Annotated in this window: 17 protein-coding genes and 1 tRNA gene; 8 read left to right on the top strand and 10 right to left on the bottom strand. The window is 42.0% G+C overall.

Annotated elements, in window-relative coordinates:
• Positions 1–57: 57 nt before the first annotated feature.
• The 5 genes from LG368_RS07225 to sdhD all read left to right on the top strand — a co-directional run bounded on the left by LG368_RS07225 (position 58) and on the right by sdhD (position 7,808).
• Positions 58–1,230, top strand: coding sequence for an efflux RND transporter periplasmic adaptor subunit (locus tag LG368_RS07225; protein ID WP_226754059.1), 1,173 nt, complete (start codon positions 58–60; stop codon positions 1,228–1,230).
• Positions 1,227–4,433: an efflux RND transporter permease subunit gene (locus LG368_RS07220; protein WP_226754058.1), complete on the top strand. Its 3,207-nt coding sequence runs from the start codon at positions 1,227–1,229 to the stop codon at positions 4,431–4,433. The genes LG368_RS07225 and LG368_RS07220 overlap by 4 nt, the downstream gene beginning before the upstream one ends.
• A gap of 29 nt (positions 4,434–4,462) precedes the next feature.
• The gene (locus LG368_RS07215) at positions 4,463–6,688 is read left to right on the top strand and encodes a GGDEF and EAL domain-containing protein (RefSeq protein WP_226754057.1); all 2,226 of its coding nucleotides are present in this window, start codon (positions 4,463–4,465) and stop codon (positions 6,686–6,688) included.
• A gap of 401 nt (positions 6,689–7,089) precedes the next feature.
• Positions 7,090–7,470 carry a succinate dehydrogenase, cytochrome b556 subunit gene (gene sdhC, locus LG368_RS07210; protein ID WP_226754056.1) on the top strand — a complete coding sequence of 127 codons (381 nt, stop codon included), beginning with the start codon at positions 7,090–7,092 and terminating at the stop codon, positions 7,468–7,470.
• Positions 7,467–7,808: a succinate dehydrogenase, hydrophobic membrane anchor protein gene (gene sdhD, locus LG368_RS07205; protein WP_226754055.1), complete on the top strand. Its 342-nt coding sequence runs from the start codon at positions 7,467–7,469 to the stop codon at positions 7,806–7,808. Before sdhC ends, sdhD begins: the two co-directional genes overlap by 4 nt.
• Before the next feature lie 155 nt (positions 7,809–7,963).
• Here sdhD and LG368_RS07200 read toward each other — a convergent pair.
• The 3 genes from LG368_RS07200 to uvrB all read right to left on the bottom strand — a co-directional run bounded on the left by LG368_RS07200 (position 7,964) and on the right by uvrB (position 10,386).
• A tRNA-Val gene (locus tag LG368_RS07200) sits at positions 7,964–8,040 on the bottom strand.
• Between the two features lie 90 nt (positions 8,041–8,130).
• A complete protein-coding gene (locus LG368_RS07195) occupies positions 8,131–8,307 on the bottom strand; it encodes a hypothetical protein (RefSeq protein ID WP_226754054.1) in 177 nt (58 codons plus the stop codon).
• A 54-nt stretch (positions 8,308–8,361) separates the two neighbouring features.
• Complete coding sequence (uvrB, locus tag LG368_RS07190; RefSeq protein WP_226754053.1) at positions 8,362–10,386, bottom strand: excinuclease ABC subunit UvrB; 2,025 nt, start codon at positions 10,384–10,386, stop codon at positions 8,362–8,364.
• 245 nt (positions 10,387–10,631) lie between these two features.
• Here uvrB and LG368_RS07185 point away from each other — a divergent pair, with 245 nt between their 5' ends.
• Positions 10,632–12,356, top strand: coding sequence for a SulP family inorganic anion transporter (locus tag LG368_RS07185; RefSeq protein ID WP_226754052.1), 1,725 nt, complete (start codon positions 10,632–10,634; stop codon positions 12,354–12,356).
• A gap of 49 nt (positions 12,357–12,405) precedes the next feature.
• Here the strand turns inward: LG368_RS07185 and LG368_RS07180 are convergent, their stop codons facing one another.
• The 5 genes from LG368_RS07180 to ihfB form a co-directional block, all read right to left on the bottom strand.
• Positions 12,406–12,735 (bottom strand): ComEA family DNA-binding protein, encoded by a 330-nt coding sequence (locus LG368_RS07180; RefSeq protein WP_226754051.1) that lies wholly within the window; start codon positions 12,733–12,735, stop codon positions 12,406–12,408.
• Between the two features lie 155 nt (positions 12,736–12,890).
• Positions 12,891–13,598, bottom strand: a complete 708-nt coding sequence (pyrF, locus tag LG368_RS07175) for an orotidine-5'-phosphate decarboxylase (RefSeq protein WP_226754050.1) — start codon at positions 13,596–13,598, stop codon at positions 12,891–12,893.
• 50 nt (positions 13,599–13,648) lie between these two features.
• The gene (gene lapB / locus LG368_RS07170; protein WP_226754076.1) at positions 13,649–14,818 is read right to left on the bottom strand and encodes a lipopolysaccharide assembly protein LapB; all 1,170 of its coding nucleotides are present in this window, start codon (positions 14,816–14,818) and stop codon (positions 13,649–13,651) included.
• A gap of 14 nt (positions 14,819–14,832) precedes the next feature.
• Positions 14,833–15,156, bottom strand: coding sequence for a lipopolysaccharide assembly protein LapA domain-containing protein (locus tag LG368_RS07165; protein ID WP_226754049.1), 324 nt, complete (start codon positions 15,154–15,156; stop codon positions 14,833–14,835).
• A 75-nt stretch (positions 15,157–15,231) separates the two neighbouring features.
• Positions 15,232–15,555, bottom strand: coding sequence for an integration host factor subunit beta (gene ihfB / locus LG368_RS07160; RefSeq protein WP_226754075.1), 324 nt, complete (start codon positions 15,553–15,555; stop codon positions 15,232–15,234).
• A 190-nt stretch (positions 15,556–15,745) separates the two neighbouring features.
• Here ihfB and ppa point away from each other — a divergent pair, with 190 nt between their 5' ends.
• Complete coding sequence (gene ppa / locus LG368_RS07155; RefSeq protein ID WP_226754048.1) at positions 15,746–16,276, top strand: inorganic diphosphatase; 531 nt, start codon at positions 15,746–15,748, stop codon at positions 16,274–16,276.
• Between the two features lie 75 nt (positions 16,277–16,351).
• Here the strand turns inward: ppa and trxB are convergent, their stop codons facing one another.
• Positions 16,352–17,308: a thioredoxin-disulfide reductase gene (gene trxB / locus LG368_RS07150; protein ID WP_226754047.1), complete on the bottom strand. Its 957-nt coding sequence runs from the start codon at positions 17,306–17,308 to the stop codon at positions 16,352–16,354.
• 133 nt (positions 17,309–17,441) lie between these two features.
• The gene (locus tag LG368_RS07145) at positions 17,442–18,197 is read right to left on the bottom strand and encodes a HesA/MoeB/ThiF family protein (protein ID WP_226754046.1); all 756 of its coding nucleotides are present in this window, start codon (positions 18,195–18,197) and stop codon (positions 17,442–17,444) included.
• An 86-nt stretch (positions 18,198–18,283) separates the two neighbouring features.
• Here LG368_RS07145 and LG368_RS07140 point away from each other — a divergent pair, with 86 nt between their 5' ends.
• On the top strand, positions 18,284–19,582 hold the full coding sequence (locus LG368_RS07140) for an inosine/guanosine kinase (RefSeq protein ID WP_226754045.1): 1,299 nt from the start codon (positions 18,284–18,286) through the stop codon (positions 19,580–19,582).
• Positions 19,583–19,606 lie beyond the last annotated feature (24 nt).

Genomic DNA, 19,606 nt, shown 5'->3' with positions numbered 1-19,606 from the left:
TTTTACCTCTAATCTGTTCAGTTGTTACTGATCATACTGAATAAAAAGGCAGACATCATGATCACAAAAATAATAAATTTAAACTTAATGGCTTTTCTGCTGGTTGCATGTAATACCGACAACAACGCTTCAACAGATCAAGAAACCATGACCTCCTATTCTGCCAATGAAGTAAAAACCAGCGTTTATGCCGAAAGCGTGGTGCGTGCTGATGTTCAAACTTGGCTATTCGGTGAAGGCACAGTCAGAGCGGTTCATCGTGAATTTCTTAGCTTTGAAAGCCCTGGAAAAATCATTTATGTAGATCAAACACTAAAAGAAGGCGACCCTGTTAGCCGTAATCAGTTAATTGCATATCAGGAAAAAAATCTGCCCATTGATGGACAACCTGGTGAACTGTCCCATACCGCTGTTCGGGATGCTCAAGTAAACGTTGATCTCGCTCGTAAAAACTTTATACGCATTAAAGAATTACAAGAAAAGCGTTTTGCTTCTCAACAAGATCTTGACGAGGTAGAAGCAAGACTAGAACAAGCACAAGTTGCGCTAGAAAACGCACACATAGTTGCTAAGCAATCGCGAATTATCTCACCCTTAGACGGTATCATCGCCAGAATCAACATCAAACAAGGCACCTATTTTTCACCTTCTCAGGTAAACATCAGTACAGAAGCCAATGCGTTAAATACCACTCCTGTGTTGATTATTGATCCTTCTTCCTTTGAACTTATGATTGACTTACCTTCTTTTTATTATTCACAGGTCAAGGCAGGATCCACCACCATTTTCCAACCTTCAACTGGGTCGTCCCAACAGGGTCAGACAAAACCCGTCCATAATGCAATGGGAATCGTGTACTCCGTTAGCCCGTCAATTAATCCTGCTACACGCACTTTTACCGTAACGCTGCGCAGTACTTCCGGAGCTGAATACTTACAAGATGGCGCTTATCTTTCTGTATGGATAGAAGGAGCAGTGGCAAAAAATACACTGTCTATTCCTATCGACAGTGTGCGTTTCGAAAACAACAAACCTTATGTTTTTAAAATCAACGAAGACACTCATAGGGTCTCAAAAACTTTTGTCAAATTAGGCTTAGCGGGTAAACAAAGCTATGAACTACTAAGCGGTTTAGAACAAGGAGATCGCCTTGTCACAGAGGGTCGCTCACGTTTATCTGACGATGATGTTGTTAACGTATTAAATGATAAGAGCGGAGCAATACAATGAGTCCAAAGGAAGAGAGTCACGACGTTGCGAACGCTCACCCTCTTGCACGGTTCTTCCTTTTAAAGACGACTTTCGGTCTTTTATTAACACTGCTACTTTTCGCTGGTGGTTACTTTGCCTATTCAAGCCTCACAAAAGAGTCTTTGCCTGATTTGGACATCCCCAATGCAACAGTAACGACATTGTGGGCTGGAGCGGACCCACAGACGATTGAGGAGCAGGTCACTCAAAAGCTTGAAGACGAAATTACAACATTAAAAGGCCTCAAAACTTTTTCAAGTGCTTCGTTCGACTCTTACTCTATTATCGCTGTAGAGTTTACAGCGGATTCCGATACCGCTGAAGCGATGCAACGTTTACGGGATGCCATATCTGACGCACAGAGCAATTTACCAAGAGAAGCGGAGTTCCCCAACATTCAACAGGTTGCTGTAGACGATAGACCGATCATGACCGTTACTCTTTTTGGTGATGCATCCGATGTTGAGTTAAATAACCTTGCCAAGACACTCCAAGATGATATTGAAGCTATTAGCGGTGTCAACCAAGTTACATTAGGCGGTAAACGAGACGAAATCATCCAGATTTTACTTGATCCTGAACGACTACTCGCCCTGGGAATTTCTCCAAATGCGGTCAGTCAAGCCATAACAAATGCCAATTTAAACCAACCTTTTGGTGACATCGAGAGTCAGAAAATTGGCGCGGTTGTGCGCTTAGAGGGGCAATTTACGTCTCTAGATGATCTCAAGAATTTGCCTATTATTAGACTGAGTGGCGAGTTTAACAACCGGCCCGTACGCTTAAATGAATTAGGCCGCGTGACTAGACAACTGGAAAAGGAAGAGGCTCGTGCTTTTTTCAGTGAAAAAGGGCGCCCATTTGGAAAAACAATTGAAGTCAGTATTAAAAAAATACCGGGCGCAGACACTGTTGAATTAAATAATGATATCGAAGCCGCCTTAGAAGAGTGGCAGCAAAGCCACTTTTGGCCAAAAACAATTGACTATGTCATCACTCAGAATGAAGCAGACCAAATTCGAGATTCGTTATTTAATGTTTTCATCAATGGCTTACAAGCCATGATCGCTGTTTTTTTGATTTTATTCTTAGTACTAACGTGGCGTGAAGGACTGATAGCAGGACTGTCCATTCCCCTATCATTTGCTGGTGCCTTGGTGGTCATTTGGCTATTAGGTTACAGCCTGAATGAGCTGGTCATAATTGGCATGGTGCTGGCGCTAGGCTTATTAGTTGATGTGTTTATTTTAATGATGGAGGGGTTACATGAAGAAGTTTACACTTATAAAAAAACCTTCGGTCAAGCGGTATTAGCGACAATCAAAAAATATGGCATGCCTGCCTTTGCAGGACAACTCACTACTATTTTAGCCTTGGCACCGCTGATGGCAATCGAAGGGATTTCAGGAAAGTTCATTCGCGTATTGCCCGTAACAGCCATAGCCTGTCTTACTGTTGCATTTGCTGTGGCGATGCTCGCAAGTATCCCTCTCTCTCGATACCTCCTAGGCAACATTGCTAAAAAAGGAGCGGATATAAAAGAGACGCGTGCCGATCTACTTTTAGCAAAAACGTCTTCTCTCATGAAAACATGGAGCTTAAGCACAACATTAAAAAATAAGAAGCGCGCAAGTTTTTGGGTTGCAAGCGCTTTTGTGCTTTTCGTTGTGTCATTAATTGCCGCTAGCAAGATTCCCATGGTACTTTATCCGCCTACTGACGGCATCAACGTAGGTATTAATATTGAACTGCCTGCCACAACCACACTCAATACCAGCCAGAGTATTGCTGACGATATTGGCCACATTCTCAGCAGCAAACCGTACATTGACAGCATTATTAAACTCGTTGGACGGAAGAGTCCTCTAGCCTCTGCATCAATTTTGTCAACTCTAGAACCTTCTCAAGCAGAAAACTTTATCGGATTTTCCATAACCCTCGTCAATTCTGAGCTGCGCGATACCGCAAGTTATGAGCTGGTTAACAAAATCAGAGAAGAATTGGCAGAGCACCTAAACAACCACGTCGTTGGAGCAACCTTATTAGTTGTCGGTGAATCAAGTGGCCCCAGCACAAATGATCCTATTTCCGTTGCAATTAAGGGAACAGATATGAATCAACTTCGCATTCTATCTACTCAGGTGCAAACATTGCTAGCTAGCATACCAGGTACAACCGATGTAAGAGACAACCTTGGTAGCGTCAAAACTGAGATATCTCTCGTTCCAAAACGTGAAGCCATCGATTTCTTTGGTTTGAACATGCAAGATCTTGCCTATCAAATTCGCTTTGCTTTATCAAACGACACCATCGCGAACTTTACCACGCCAGGTCCAGAAGATGACATTGACATTCATCTCGGACTCAACTGGATGAGTCGAGAAGGTGATGCTGGCGGGCCAACACAAATCGAAGAGTTCGCACTGGTGCGCGCTTTTACTGCTAATGGTACAACAGTTGCTCTACCTGCCCTTTTTTCAACAAAACTGTCAGAAACCCCTACTTCTATCATTCATCACGATGGAGAGCGATCAATCACTGTTCTATCAAAACTCAGTGAAGGTAACATCAATGACATCATCAGTGAGCTCAACCCAAGTTTAACAAAACTGAGTAAACAATGGCCTGCAGGGTATACTTGGACAATTGGAGGTGAAGCAGAAGAGTCAGCAGAAACATTTGGCTCTGCAGGTGCTATGCTAGTTGTGGCTTTAATTATTGTTCTTGGGGTTCTGGTTATTGTCTTCGACTCATTCAAGCAGGCCTTAATCCTTATGGTCACCATGCCACTGGCGTTAATCGGTACTTTTCTTGGTTTCTGGCTAACTGGACTGTCGCTAAGCTTTTTCGCAATAATTGGCGTTATTGCCTTAATAGGCATTGTGGCAAATAATGGCATTGTCATGGTAGATACGATGAACAAACGATTACAAATAGGAGCAAGTGTGGCTGAGGCAGCGGCAGAAGGTGCTGCTGCGCGTTTACGCCCTATTTTAACAACTTCAATCACAACCATTGTTGGTTTAATCCCGTTGGCAATAGGAAGCCCAATGTACGCTCCTTTGTGTTACGCGATTATTTTTGGATTAGTTGCTTCAACATTACTATCATTAGTTATTGTTCCTTGCCTGTACATGCTGTTAACCAATACCGATCAGGCACAACAAAACAGCTTAGACTAAAACACACAGAATTTTACAGAGAAATAAGTATGAAGAGTATCACTGGATACCAACTCAACGCTGAGTTAAAAAAAGCGCTTTTTTTAACTGTCACGTTATCCGCTTGCTTTATTTTATTGTCTTTCATAACAGACATAAGCCTAGGATACAGCCTTTTCCTGTCTACTTTTTTCTCTTTTTCAATCACAGCCTTGGTTCTGAAAAAGAGTTTTGAGCGTTATATTAATGTACTACAAGGTATCCTGAACTCTATCAATGGTGCTGTTGTTGTTAAAAACTACGATGGTGACATCATTTACTCTAATGACATCGCAAAGGCCAACCTGACCGCCGAAAGTAACAACACTACAAACAGTATCGCTCAGAACAAAAAAATTATGGATGACCACGAAGAAGGTAAAAAATATAAAATAAAATACAACCGATATCACAAGGCTAAAGAACTTTCTTTAAAAGTCCCTTTCAAAGGAATGGATGAAAAATTAAAAATATTTGAATTTAACAGAGAAATAAAAGACATTAGCTTTTTAAAAAACACTTCTCACCTAGAAAAAATATTTGAAATATCAGAGGAAGGTCTATGGGAATGGAACAAGGTAACAAATGAAGTCTTTCATAATAAGCAATGGAGTATCATCACGGGCGTCACCACATCTGAGAACACTTTTTCAGAGTTTATTTCTTGTATCTTCGAAGACGACATCGCTATCGTTACATCAGCAATAAATGATATGCTCGAGCATGGAAAAATTTACAATGTTAAGTTTCGCGTAAAAAAAGCAAGTGGTGAGATAACATGGGTTTGGGATAGGGGAAGAATTGCTGAATACGATCAAGATGGTAAGCCAATGTACATTGTGGGTATTATCCTTGACATCACTACTGAAAAAAGGAACCAACTTGAAGTTGAACGCCTTGCCTACTCCGACCCTCTCACAGGGCTTGCAAACAGAACCCAGTTAGAGACTATGCTCGAAGATGTTATCTCCTCCCGTAAAAATGAACACTATTACCATGCGGTTCTCTTCATAGACTTAAATAAGTTTAAAATGTTAAACGATAGCTATGGGCATCATATCGGAGACAAACTATTAAAACTTTTTTCAGATCGCATTTTAGACTGTATCCCTAAACAACATATATTTTCTCGCCTTGGTGGTGATGAGTTTATCATCATTTACCCTAGAGTAGAGCAGAAAGAAAAAGAAGCGCTTTCAGTTGCATTAGATTATTCAAAGAACATTATAGAAAAAACCAGCACGCCTTTTTTACTCACAAATGATTTAAATAAGGAAACAATTGATTATGACGTCTCTATCAGCATTGGGGGTATTGTTTTCAATTCACAAGAAGTAACGCCAGGGTACATACTTCAATTAGCAGATATTGCTATGTACAAATCTAAGTCTGAAGGTAATTATGAGCCCAAAATATTTAGCTTATCAAGGCACGAAGAACTCACTCAATCGAACACATTAGCCTTAGAGATTAAGTCCTCTCTTAAAGAGGGTAATTTCTGTATTTACTTACAACCTAAAGTTGATAGAAATGGAACAACACTTGGCGCTGAAGCATTAGTTCGTTGGCACCATCCTACCAGAGGCCTTCTTTCACCTGCTGATTTCCTTGAGCAGGCAGAAGAAAATAATTTGATCATTGAAATAGGTCAGACTGTGCTGGAAAAAGCGTGTGAAATGCTTCAAAAGTGGCAGTCTCATGCTGCCTTTTCTGAATTAACCATTGCAGTCAATTTAAGTGCAAGACAAATCTGGCAAAAAGATTTCATAGATAAAATTATGCACACTATTAATAGTCATGGTATCAATACGAAAAAACTGACATTAGAAGTAACGGAATCTATTTTAATAGAAGACATTAAAGGTACAATCGAGAAATTAAACTACCTAAAAAGTCTTGGAATATCCATATCACTAGACGATTTTGGTACAGGGTACTCTTCTTTAAACTACCTTCATCAGTTCCCTATTGATGAAATTAAAATTGATAAAAGTTTTGTTTCTGATATTACTTCTAATAAAAACACTGCCATCATTACAAGATCTATCATTGGTTTAGCACAGAGCTTCAATCTAAACATCGTTGCTGAAGGTGTAGAAAATAAAGAGGAACTCAGCTTTTTAAGCCAACATGGCGTAAGCATATTTCAGGGGTACTATTTCTCTAGGCCCTTAAGCATCGAACATTTTGAGCATAAACTGAACAAGAGAGAACACTTGGTTGGCACCTCTACGTAACGGCTTCTTCGATTATTCTTACCGAAAATAGTAATCATTATTATAAAAAAATCATGCATGTCGACTTTTCAGACAGATTCTTTTATAGGTAAACGATGATATACTACGCGCAAGTAATTTCTTTTTTTAACAATGACTAAAAGCAATCCTCAATTCCAAGAGCGACGTAACAAGTCTGATGGTTGTTTTTTGCAAGTAATAGGGATATTCGAGTTACTTAGGCTCTTCAAAACACTAGATAAAGTGAAAACCTTTTAGTGTGTATGAAGAAACTGGCTGAATGTTCAGTATTAACTGAAATAACGTCCCTTTTAGAGAAAGAATAGCCCTTAACATATATAATGCAAACGAATATCGTTTGTACTAATATGTCATTTTTATTTTCATGTTTGGAGAGGTGTATGAGTAAAGCTCGACCAGTTAACTTAGATTTGAAGACAATAAGGCTGCCTATCACTGCCATAGTGTCGATTGTCCATCGTGTATCTTCAGTAATACTATGGGTAAGTATGGCAATATTTTTGCCTGTTTTATACCTTTCCCTAGCCTCTGAAAATGGCTTTGGCGACATGCTAGGTTTTTTTGATCAAAATCCACTAGGTAAGTTCGTGGTTTGGGGACTAATGACTGCTTTTGGTTACTATTTTTGTGCAACCATTAAGCACATCATTCAGGATTTTGGTCACTGTGAAGAGTTGGATTCTGGTAAGTCAATCTCTATTGCGGTGTTAGTTATCTCAGGTTGTTTCTGCGTTTTATCAGGAGTATGGGTGTGGGCATGATCTCATCAAAAGCATTAAGAAGTGGTACTACAGAGTGGGTCTACCAACGCATATCCAATATTGCGATATGTCTATGGGGTGTAATATTCATTAGCCTCATCTTGACACTCGATACAGCAAGTTACAGTGAGTGGAAAGAGGTGTTCTCACCGGTTTGGTTCAAAGTATACTCAAGTATCACACTGGTTATGGTTTGCATTAACTCCATTCTAGCGGGTTGGCAGATAGGAACAGACTACATTAAACCGAGATTAATCAACATAATCTACACAATCGTTATTGTCCTAGGCAGCCTAGCCTACTCTATTCTAGGCATGTCCATTCTATGGGGCTTATAAAATAGAAACGAATCAAAAAAGCCGAACTCGATGTTCGGCTTTTTTGATTCTGTTCAATACGTGAATCGAATACATGTATTCGATAACCCACTGCTTACAGACATAAAAAAGCCCCGACGTCATGAATTAACATTAACTGTCGAGGCTTTATAATTTGGTAGGGCTAGGCAGATTCGAACTGCCGACCTCATCCATGTCAAGGATGCGCTCTAACCAACTGAGCTATAGTCCTAAAAAGTGAGACTTATTATACCCAGAGACTTTGTTTTGACAAGTCTTATCTAGGATTTTCGCTGTTAATTTTGTTGTTTTTAAAGGTAATTTACTCGTCCACCGGAACCAGCAGTTCATGACCAATCACTTCGTCGATTAAATCATAAGGTACTTTGTATTTTTTACCCTTAAACTTAACCAGCGCAAACTCATAACACATCTCCATCACAGTACAATTAACAATCACACCGTTGTCTATAACCCGCACTATGTTGTAATTCCTCAAAGTAATCGCCACTTTTTTTGTTCCTTTATTGTTTGATCAGAAATGTGCTTTTTATCACTCACCGACATCTTTTAGCTTTTTCTGCAATTGACGAATCTGGTCGCGGTAACCTGCCGCTAACTCAAACTTAAGTTCTTCTGAAGCTTGCATCATCTCTTTTTGTAGCTGAATCATTGCCTTACGAACTTGAGCAACATCTTCCATGCTTTCCACTTGATAGTCTTTCGCTGTTTCCGCCACTTTTTTGGTTTTACTACCACGCTTTCCAGCACCAGGGTTATACGCCCCTTCCATGATGTCTTCAACCGACTTAGTAATTCCCGTCGGAGTGATACCATGCTCTTCATTGTACGCTTGTTGCTTCTCTCGGCGTCGCTCAGTCTCATTGATGGCTCGCTCCATAGAACCGGTAATGCGATCAGCGTATAAAATGGCTTTACCCTTCACGTTTCGAGCCGCACGACCAATCGTTTGAATAAGAGATTTTTCTGAACGCAAGAAACCTTCTTTGTCAGCATCTAAAATAGCAACCAAACTGACTTCAGGTATATCAAGACCTTCTCGTAATAAGTTAATACCGACTAACACATCGAATTCTCCAAGACGCAAGTCACGGATAATTTCTACACGCTCTACAGTGTCTATGTCTGAGTGCAAATAACGAACACGAATACCGTGCTCATTCAAATAATCGCTAAGATCTTCTGCCATGCGTTTTGTTAAAGTCGTCACCAAGATACGCTCCCCTAAAGGCAAACGTAAATTGATCTCTGACAACAAATCATCTACTTGCGTTAAAATTGGTCGCACTTCCAAGATAGGATCAATTAGACCGGTTGGCCGCACAATCTGCTCAACAACCCAATCTTGGTGTTCCTCTTCGTATTTTCCAGGTGTAGCAGAAACGAAAATTGTTTGTGGCTTTATTTGCTCCCACTCTTCAAAACGCATGGGACGATTGTCTAGGGCAGAAGGCAAACGAAAACCATATTCTACTAAATTCTCTTTTCGTGAACGGTCACCTTTGTACATGGCACCAATCTGTGAAACTGTCACATGAGATTCATCAATAACCAATAGTGCATTGTCAGGTAGGTAGTCAAATAGTGTTGGAGGTGGCGCTCCTTCTTCACGACCAGACAGATAACGGGAATAGTTTTCGATTCCAGAGCAGTAACCCAGTTCTTGCATCATCTCTAGATCGTAACGTGTACGTTGCTCAAGGCGCTGCATTTCAACCAGTTTATTCATCGACTTAAGCTGTTCAAGACGTTGATCTAACTCGACTTTAATTCTTTCAATTGCCGACTCTACCGTTTCTCTTGGCGTCACATAATGGGTTTTAGGATAAACCGTAATACGAGGTACTTTCCGAATCGTCTTGTTGGTAAGCGGCTCAATCATAGAAAGACTTTCGACTTCATCATCAAAAAGCTCTATGCGAATCGCTGTATCTTCAGAATCTGCAGGAAACACTTCAATAACGTCGCCACGCACACGAAAGTTACCCCGCTCCAATACCAAGTCATTGCGGCTGTACTGCAACTCTGCCAAACGTCGTAATATATCACGTTGATCAATACGCTCACCTCGATCAAGGTGCAGCATCATCTTTAAATAGGATTGGGGATCGCCCAAACCATAAATAGCAGAAACGGTTGCAACGATAATAACGTCATCACGCTCTAAAAGCGCCTTGGTGGCAGACAAACGCATTTGCTCTATATGCTCATTAACAGAAGCATCTTTCTCAATAAAGGTATCTGAAGCAGCAACATAGGCTTCGGGCTGATAATAATCATAATAGGAAACAAAGTACTCAACCGCGTTATGTGGAAAGAATTCTTTAAATTCACCATACAGCTGAGCGGCCAAGGTCTTATTATGCGCCATAACAATGGTTGGGCGCCGAACTTGAGACACGACGTTTGCTACTGTGTAGGTCTTACCCGACCCTGTCACGCCTAATAAGGTTTGATGGGCCAACCCTGCTTCAACACCACGCACTAATTTTTCAATGGCTTTTGGCTGATCACCGGCCGGAGAGTAAGGGGAAACGACTTGAAATTCTTGTGACACGGACTTTTCCTAAGCATTTCTGTAGAAGAATGAGGTTACCAAATTTCACGGGGATCGTCTGAACTTTCCCCTTTTATTCACTCATATACAGGAAAATCGACCTTTTAGATCAGATGATGACTTTACTAATCGATTTACTGTCGATAACATTAAAGCTTAAGCTTATATTTAAGATAAAAAACAAAAGAAAAACCTATTTAACTTCACTCATTCTATTTGACCGTTTCACCGGCATAAGAGCTTTTATGATAAACATCGAACGCTTCCTACCTGCTATTGCTTGGCTAAAACACTATCGAGTGAACGATTTTAAACAGGACTTTGTTGCTAGCTTGATCTTTACTATTATGGTTATTCCTCAAAGTTTGGCTTATGCCATGCTCGCGGGATTGCCCGCTATCACGGGCTTATACGCCAGTATTTTACCCTCTATTTTGTACTCATTGTTTGGAACAAGCCGAACATTAGCGGTTGGGCCTGTCGCGCTGACTTCTGTTATGACCGCTTCTGCGATATTACCTTTTGCCGTGTCAGGCAGTGAACACTATGCCAGCATCGCTATCTTGTTAGCATTGATGTCTGGTGTACTTTTATTGGTATTAAGCCTGTTAAAACTGGGCTTTTTAACCAACTTACTCAGCCACCCCGTCATCTCTGGTTTTATCAGCGCATCCGCACTTTTAATCATTATTGGACAAAGTAAATACTTCTTAGGCATTGAATCACATGGCGATACACTCCTGCCTTTAGTCACTGGCCTTTACCAACACATTGGCAGTACGAATATACCCACGCTTATATTAAGTGCTTTTTGCATCACTTCTTTGCTCATGATAAAACGATATTTTGGCCAACTTTTAACACTCACTGGGTTGCCTGAGTCAACCGTTCATTTACTTGAAAAATCCGGCCCTGTTATTGTGGTGGTAGTGACGACATTGATCGTCGCCTTTTTCTCTCTTGACCAGCTCGGTGTTGCAGTAATCGGTACCGTTCCTACCTCTCTCCCTACAATGAATGTCAACATTATTAGCTGGGAACTAATCAAAGCGCTTCTGCCCAGCGTATTTTTGATCACTATTGTGGGTTTTATTAGCTCAGTGTCAGTGGCACAGTCTTATGCCGCCAAACGCCGTCAAGACATTCAGCCAAACCAAGAGTTGGCTGGATTAGGATTGGCCAATATTGGATCTGCAATGAGTGGCGCGTTCCCTGTAACGGGGGGACTTTCTCGTACCGTGTTAAACGCTGAGTGTGGTGCAACAAGCCCAATGACAGGCATCATTACAGCCCTATTCATTTTATTAACTTTGTTGTTTTTAACGCCTGTATTCTACTATTTGCCCACCGTCATCCTGGCGGCCATTATCACGATCTCCATGTCTAAATTGATCAGCTTTGCAGATTTAAAAGCGCTCTGGGGCTTTTCAAAAAAAGAGGCCATTCTGCTTATTATTACGTTTCTAGTCGTAATCATTGAAGGAATGGAAGCGGGGCTCATTATTGGGGTTGTGTTGTCGGTGTTATTTTTTCTTTGGCACACCAGTCACCCACACATCGCCATCGTAGGGCGAGTGCCAGGCACAGAGCATTTTCGTAATATCAAGCGCTTTGACGTTGAGACACACAACACCGTACTAACCGTGCGTATTGATGAAAACCTCTTTTTCGCCAATGCTCGTGTCTTTGAAGAGCAGCTACAAAGCCTTGTCTCCCAAAACCCCGATCTTCAGCATCTTATTCTTATGTGCACTGCAATCAATATGGTTGATGCCAGTGCCTTACAAAGCTTAGAAAAAATCGTCAGTCGCTTAAATGATGCTGGCGTAAAAGTTCACTTATCTGAAGTAAAAGGCCCAGTAATGGACAAGCTTCGCCATACTGATCTATTGAAACAGTTAAATGGGCACGTTTTTTTGACTCAACATCAAGCCATTACCACGCTGACACAATACAAAGCAGAAGAGTAATCTGCCTTGTATTGTCGACTGATCTATTAAGGTTAAAACCGGTCGGTAATCACTGCATAACTTCGGCTTTACTATGATCAGGCTTATCAGGCGAAACAACACGCAACAACGCTTGATTGCGCATCACCAGAGTAGCGCCAATTCCTTTTACATAAGTGAGCTGATCCAGTGAATCAAAGGGGCCATTCATTTCTCTGTAAGCAATAATCGCCTGTGCTTTTTTCATACCAACACCAGACATAACGGAAGCAAATTCCATTGCTGTCGCTGAGTTAATATCTAAAGGTGTCGCCGACAAGGCGGGGAGAGACACGACGGACAGAGAAAGGATAAACAGTAGACGGGTGAGAAAATCTCGAAAAACATTCGTATTCTTCATTATAAAATCCTTTTTTAAATGCTGCATCAGCACGAAATGCCATCTTGGCTAAAAAAGCTCGGCGGAATTAGATGCTACTAAAACAGCCGAACGCGATTAGAATAAAAGGTTTTCTAACGAAGTTCAATATCTACACATTGTTTTATCTGGTCGCTTTATACATGCACACCAAGTGTACGGTTTACCTCGGTCAAGGTTGCAATAGGATCTGGAGACTGCGTAATAGGACGCCCCATAACAAGATAGTGACTGCCCGCAGACATGGCCTCTGCTGGTGTCATGATACGTTTTTGGTCACCTTGAGCAGCACCTTTAGGACGAATACCTGGCGTTACTAATACAAAGTCTTTGCCCAACTCAGTCGACAACATAGACGACTCTTGGGCGGAGCAAACCACACCATCCATTCCAGACGATTTCGCCAATGCAGCCAAACGCTTAACATGTTGCTCAGGCGTGACATCAATACCGACCTCTCGTAGGTCAGATTGATCCATGCTGGTCAACACAGTCACCGCAATGAGTAAAGTTTTGTTGTCCATTCGTTGTTGCAATGCATTTGCCGATGCTTCCATCATACGACGTCCACCAGAAGCATGGACATTCACCATCCACACTCCAGCACGAGCGGCCACATCTACGGCATTTGCGACGGTATTGGGAATGTCATGGAATTTTAGGTCTAAAAATACCTCAAACCCTAACTTATGGAGCTCGTCTAAAATAACAGGACCAGACGTTGTGAATAACTCTTTTCCTACTTTTACTCGACACTGTTTTGGATCAAGTTGTTTTGCCATCTCAATAGATTGCGTCATGGTTGGGTAGTCTAGGGCAACCACAATAGGGGATTGGCAGCTCATTCAGTGTCCTCTTGTTTCAATCTTCGTTGTTAATAATGAACGGTTTAAGGCTACTCACCTTCTAAACCGTGAATGGGTTTTACTACACCCCAGTTTTTGCAACTCGGGCATTGCCAATGCAATTGATGACCGGAGAAGCCACATTGACGACATTGGTATTTGTGCTTTGCTTGAGTAAGCTGATCAATCAACTCAAATAATACCGCCAGATGCTGTTGATTGTAGCCCTGTGAGTCAGTCAGTTGTAAGCTGATTAACTCCTTAAAACCTTTAATAGTGGGATGTCTTCTCAACTGCTCAACTAAGAACATCTCTGCGTACTCGGGATCTGTTTCCATATAGTGTTGAGACAAAGCAACGATGAGCGCAGTCGACGGTTTCTTCTGGTTATACTCCTGCAAAAACTTAATATAACCACCACTGCCCCACACTTTCTGATAAGACTCTTTTAACTTGGGTAAAATCACTGAAATAAACTCAGGGTCTTGTTCTGCTGCGTGTTTTAGCTCTTTAATTGAATCACGATGTCGACCTTGTCCACTTAGCACATCTGCTGCCCCAATACTGGCACGGATGCAACTCGGATCAACGGTTAATGCGTCTTTGTAATGCTGATAAGCCGGCTTCCATAACTCATCTTTCTGTAGATTCTGAGCCATCTCACAGTGAAAATGAGCCTGTCGCTTCACTTCTTTTTTACTCGTTGTTTCCCTGAGTAGCTCATCGCCTATTTGAATGGCTTTATCCCAGCTTTGCTCGAACTCATACAAATCCACTAGCAAAGAAAGAATTTTAGACTGAAATTCGGTTTTACGCGACGTAGAAGCCATGTTGAGGAGCAAGCGCCCTGCACGATCCAATAAACCGGCCGACATAAAGTCACTGGCCAGTTCCATTTGCACCATGTGCATTTCACGCTCAGAAATTTCAGGACGCGCTAATAGACTTTGATGGATATTAATGGCTTTTTGAATTTCACCTTTTTTACGAAATAAATTTCCTAGCGTGAGGTGAATATCAAAGGTTTCAGAGTTCACCTCTAACGAGTCAACAAAGGCATCTATTGCCTCAGAATGTTGGTCGTTAAGAAGATGGTTAAGACCACGAAAATAGTCTTTCGGAATACTTTTCTTTGGCGGTTTATTTTTTAATGTCGAATTTTTGCGACCCATTATCCATCCGACAAAGAGTGCGACGAACAGGACTAGAAATAACCCCACTTCGGTCAACGCCGTTACTCCTTGCCTACAGAAAGCTCTTTCGTAATGGAGGCTTTTCTTAAGGCATCAATTTCTTGTCGCGCTTTCTCATTTTTACGAGTCAACACTCTTATCTGACGTTCATTATGTAAAAAAGCAACCGAACTGATAAGCAATGCCACACAAGCCCCAAAAGTAAAAGCGAGAATCATATAGAGCGCAACACTGAGCTCGGGACCTTGCCAAAAAACAAGGTCAAGCGAGATAATTTGCGGGTTTCGAATGGCGAAAAACACACCAATAGCAAGAAAAAAGATAATAAGAACAGCAGAGACAATTCTTTTTAGCCACTTAAGCATAAGGCAACCTATCAAAAAATAGAATGACGATATTATGCCGCTATAGCCATAAGATTTCGAGGCATAAAGAACAATTTAGTTAAGTTCATTTGTATCATTACTTGGCAGATTCACCAGCTCTCTCAACTCTTTCCCAGGCTTAAAATGAGGGACATATTTAGCATTTAGCTCAACAGAATCGCCTGTTTTTGGGTTCCTGCCAATTCTAGGTGCTCTGTAATGCAATGAAAAACTCCCAAAACCTCTAATTTCAATGCGCTCTCCATTCGCCAAAGAATCCGACATATGATCAAGCATTGCCTTGATAGCTTGTTCTACATCCTTCACCGGCAAATGAGATTGCTGGTCGATTAGCAACTCTATCAGCTCAGATTTCGTCATTTCTGTCCTCGCGACTATATTTTGATCACTACGTAAGACTAGCTAAATTCAGAAAGAAAGCAATAAGTTAACGCACTTTCAGACTTTTTTTGCTGATTTTATTTAGCCAAAATCGTGAATATTACTCATAGGAGCACTCTTCCGCTAGCGCAGAGCTTATCTAACTTTTATAATGCTGATCATATTTACTACATTGGAAGAGACAATAATGAGCTATAACAAAATCCCTGCTGGCAAAGATGCACCAAACGATATCAACGTTATCATTGAGATCCCGGCACAAGCCAATCCAGTAAAATATGAAGTTGACCATGACATGGATGCTTTGGTTGTTGACCGCTTTATGACGGCACCCATGTTTTATCCAGCAAACTATGGTTATGTTAACGACACGTTAGCCGATGATGGCGACCCAGTAGATGTATTAGTCATCACGCCTTATCCTGTTGTTCCTGGCTCTGTGATTCGCTGCCGCCCTGTTGGCGTACTCAATATGTCCGACGAAGCCGGTATGGATGCCAAGTTAGTGGCCGTGCCACACGAAAAACTCAGTAAAGAATACGGTCATATCCAAGACGTCAATGACATCCCTCAACTACTGCGTGACCAAATCGAACACTTCTTTGAAAACTACAAAACGCTTGAAAAAGGCAAGTGGGTGAAAGTAGAAGGCTGGGCAAACGCTGATGAAGCGAAAAAAGCCATTATTGAAGGCATCGCTGCGTTTAACGCTAAATAACTTCTCTGTTTTTCAAAGACCTAAAAAAACCGATTCACATCGGTTTTTTTGTTTTTGCTCGAAACAAACGTCGTCTTAAGATACTTGAGAGTCCAAGAAACGTTCAGCATCCAACGCTGCCATGCAACCTGTACCCGCTGACGTAATCGCTTGACGATAAATATGGTCAGAGACGTCACCCGCTGCAAACACGCCTTCTACACTCGTCTGTGTTGCATTACCGTGAGAGCCAGATTGAACGGATAGGTAGCCATTGCTCATCTCTAATTGCCCTTGGAATATGTCAGTATTTGGCTTGTGCCCTATCGCAATAAAAACACCTGCCACTGCGAGCTCTTTCGTATCACCTGTTTGAGTATTTTTAATACGTAAGCCCGTTACCCCGGTATCATCGCCCAATACTTCATCTAATTCTGAAAACCATTCGATGTTCACATTGCCATTTTTGGCTTTTTCTAACAATTTGTCAGATAAAATTTTCTCAGAGCGAAAAGTGTCACGACGATGAATAACCGTCACACTTTTCGCAATATTGGCAAGGTACAGCGCTTCTTCTACCGCGGTATTACCACCACCAATAACGGCAACGTCTTGATTACGATAAAAGAAACCGTCACACGTCGCACAAGCAGACACGCCCTGCCCCATGAACTTAGTCTCACTTTCTAAGCCAAGATACTGAGCACTGGCCCCTGTTGAAATAATTAGCGCGTCACAGGTGTAAACACCGCTGTCACCTTCCAAACGAAATGGGCGATTTTGTAGGTCAACCTTACTAATCTGATCAAATACAATTTCCGTCTCAAAACGTTCCGCATGCTTACGCATACGATCCATCAACTCAGGCCCTTGTACACCTTGATCATCTCCCGGCCAATTGTCGACATCCGTTGTTGTGGTTAATTGTCCGCCCATTTGCATACCAGTAATCATCACAGGGTTTAGGTTGGCTCGCGCGGCGTAAACCGCTGCGGTGTAACCTGCTGGGCCAGAACCTAGAATCATTAATTTCGCGTGTTTTACATCACTCATTGTGTTGCTCCTGTTAAAAAGTCATTTGGCCCTACTGCGGGAACCTTTAAAAAGTTAGGTGAATTCTAACGAAAATACGGTCAAATTCTTAGGGAAATATATTCATTATGCGTATAGCTCAACTCTATTGGTACTAAATACCCGTTTTACGCGAGCAAGCTGAGCATTCTGGGTCTTGTGTTAAGCGCATTTCTCGCCATTGTCCTGTAAAGCCATCAAATAAACGAAGATAACCGTGTTTTACTTCACCGCAACCACTTGCCAGTTTAAGTGCTTCTAGGGCTTGAAAAATGCCTAACATACCGACAACAGGCGCAATCACACCACTCTCATTACAACTCAGTTGTTGATCAGCAAGATCAGGGTACAAGCACTCATAACAGGGCGACGACTGTTGATGATATAAGAAATTTACTAGCTGTCCCTCCCAACGGATAGCGGCTGCACTGACTAGCGGTGTTTTTGATGCCAAGCAGGCACGATGGATACTTTTTCTTGCAGTAAAGTTATCAGTACAATCCAGCACAACATCCGCCACATCGACCGCCCGCTGAAGCGCTTCATCCTCTAAAAATTCCAATATCGTATGTATTTTTACCTGAGGATTTTTCTTAGCCAATTGTTCTGCGGCAGCGGCGACCTTATGCATCCCAATCTGAGTATCTTCATACAATACCTGACGCGGGAGATTACTCAACGCCAGCTGATCCCCATCCGCTAACGTCAGTGTTCCCACTCCAGACGTAGCAAGGTAAGTGGCTGCAATATTACCAAGGCCGCCCATCCCTACCACCAAGATATGAGACGCCATCAGTTTACACTGCCCATCGATGTCAAAATTAGGCAGTAACAGTTGTCGACTATAACGATCTAACTCTGATTCATTCATTTTTACGTAATTTCCTTACGGTCTATTCTGCCCGATCGGTCCATTCTTTGCTAAACTCCATAAAATCTTACTTTACGAGCATCAACATGAAGTTTCCTGGCAGACGAAAACTTAAACACTATTTCCCCGTTTCTCAACCCAAACCTATTTTACCCACGTCCGAAGTACAACCCGATAAAGACACCTATATTGTCGGACTAGACGAAACCATCGTTGATGTTGTCGCTAATGTATCCGATGCCTTTCTAGATAAATTCAGTATAAAAAAGGGGCTGTCTAACTTGGTAGACGCGGACACTGCGGTTGAAATTTTTGCTGAGCTCACCGCAGAACAATGCATTTCTGATCACTTTGCCGGTGGCACAATCGGCAACACGATTCACAACTACTCCGTCTTGGCCGATGACAAGTCAGTTTTGTTCGGTGTCATGTCGGCCAACATTGGTTTAGGGTCACCAGCTTACCACTATATCTGCCACACCAGCAGCAAAGTCGATATGAATCATTTACAAGGCGTCACAGGGGATATCGGGCGTGGTATCACCCTCATTACACCAGACGGTGAGCGTACTTTTGCCATTGCTCCGGGCGATATGGACGAATTAAATACCGATCATATTCCAGAAAGCATTGTCGCCGGTGCCGCAGCCTTGGTGACTTGCGCTTACCCATTACGTCATCAAGCAAAGCCCATCAAGCAAGCCATGATAATGGCGTTAAAACATTCCCGCCAGCATAACGTACCGGTTGCTTTAACGCTTGGCACCACACACTTGGTGGAAGAGCATCGCGATGAATTATTAGAGCTCATCAAAGAGTATGTGACGGTACTGGCCATGAATGAATCAGAAGCGGAGGCACTAACTGGGTTGTCTGACCCCTTGGCAGCTGCAAATAGGATTCTAGACCATGTCGATCTGGTGCTGCTAACGGCAGGTGCAGAAGGTATGTATTTGTGTGGTCACACAGAGGAAGCCTTAAAACGAGAAACAACCAATCCCATCAAATCAGGTCATCTTGCTGATTTTAATCGTTGGGAGTTCAGTCGCCCCATGGCAAAATCGGCTTGCCAACACCCCATTAAAGTCTTTTCCCATATTGACCCCTACTTGGGTGGCCCCGAGAAAATACGCAACACCAACGGTGCAGGTGATGGCGCCTTGTCTGCTCTGCTGCATGATATTTCTGCCAATCATTTTCACAAAGAAGCACAGCCAAATTCAACAAAACACCTTGCCCCCTTTCTGGCCTACTCGTCTTTTGCACAAATCTGTAAATACGCCAACCGCGTCAGTTACGAAATATTAGTACAAAATGCATCACGCTTATCACGTGGCTTGCCGGAGCGAGAAGACAGCTTAGAAGAAGCTTATTGGGAGCAATAAAAATACCTTAGGGGCTAAAAACAA

This window comes from Marinomonas algarum (assembly GCF_020532605.1).
Lineage (GTDB): Bacteria > Pseudomonadota > Gammaproteobacteria > Pseudomonadales > Marinomonadaceae > Marinomonas > Marinomonas algarum.
Note: the sequence above shows the minus strand (reverse complement) of the source record. Positions and strands in the feature narration are given on the sequence as shown.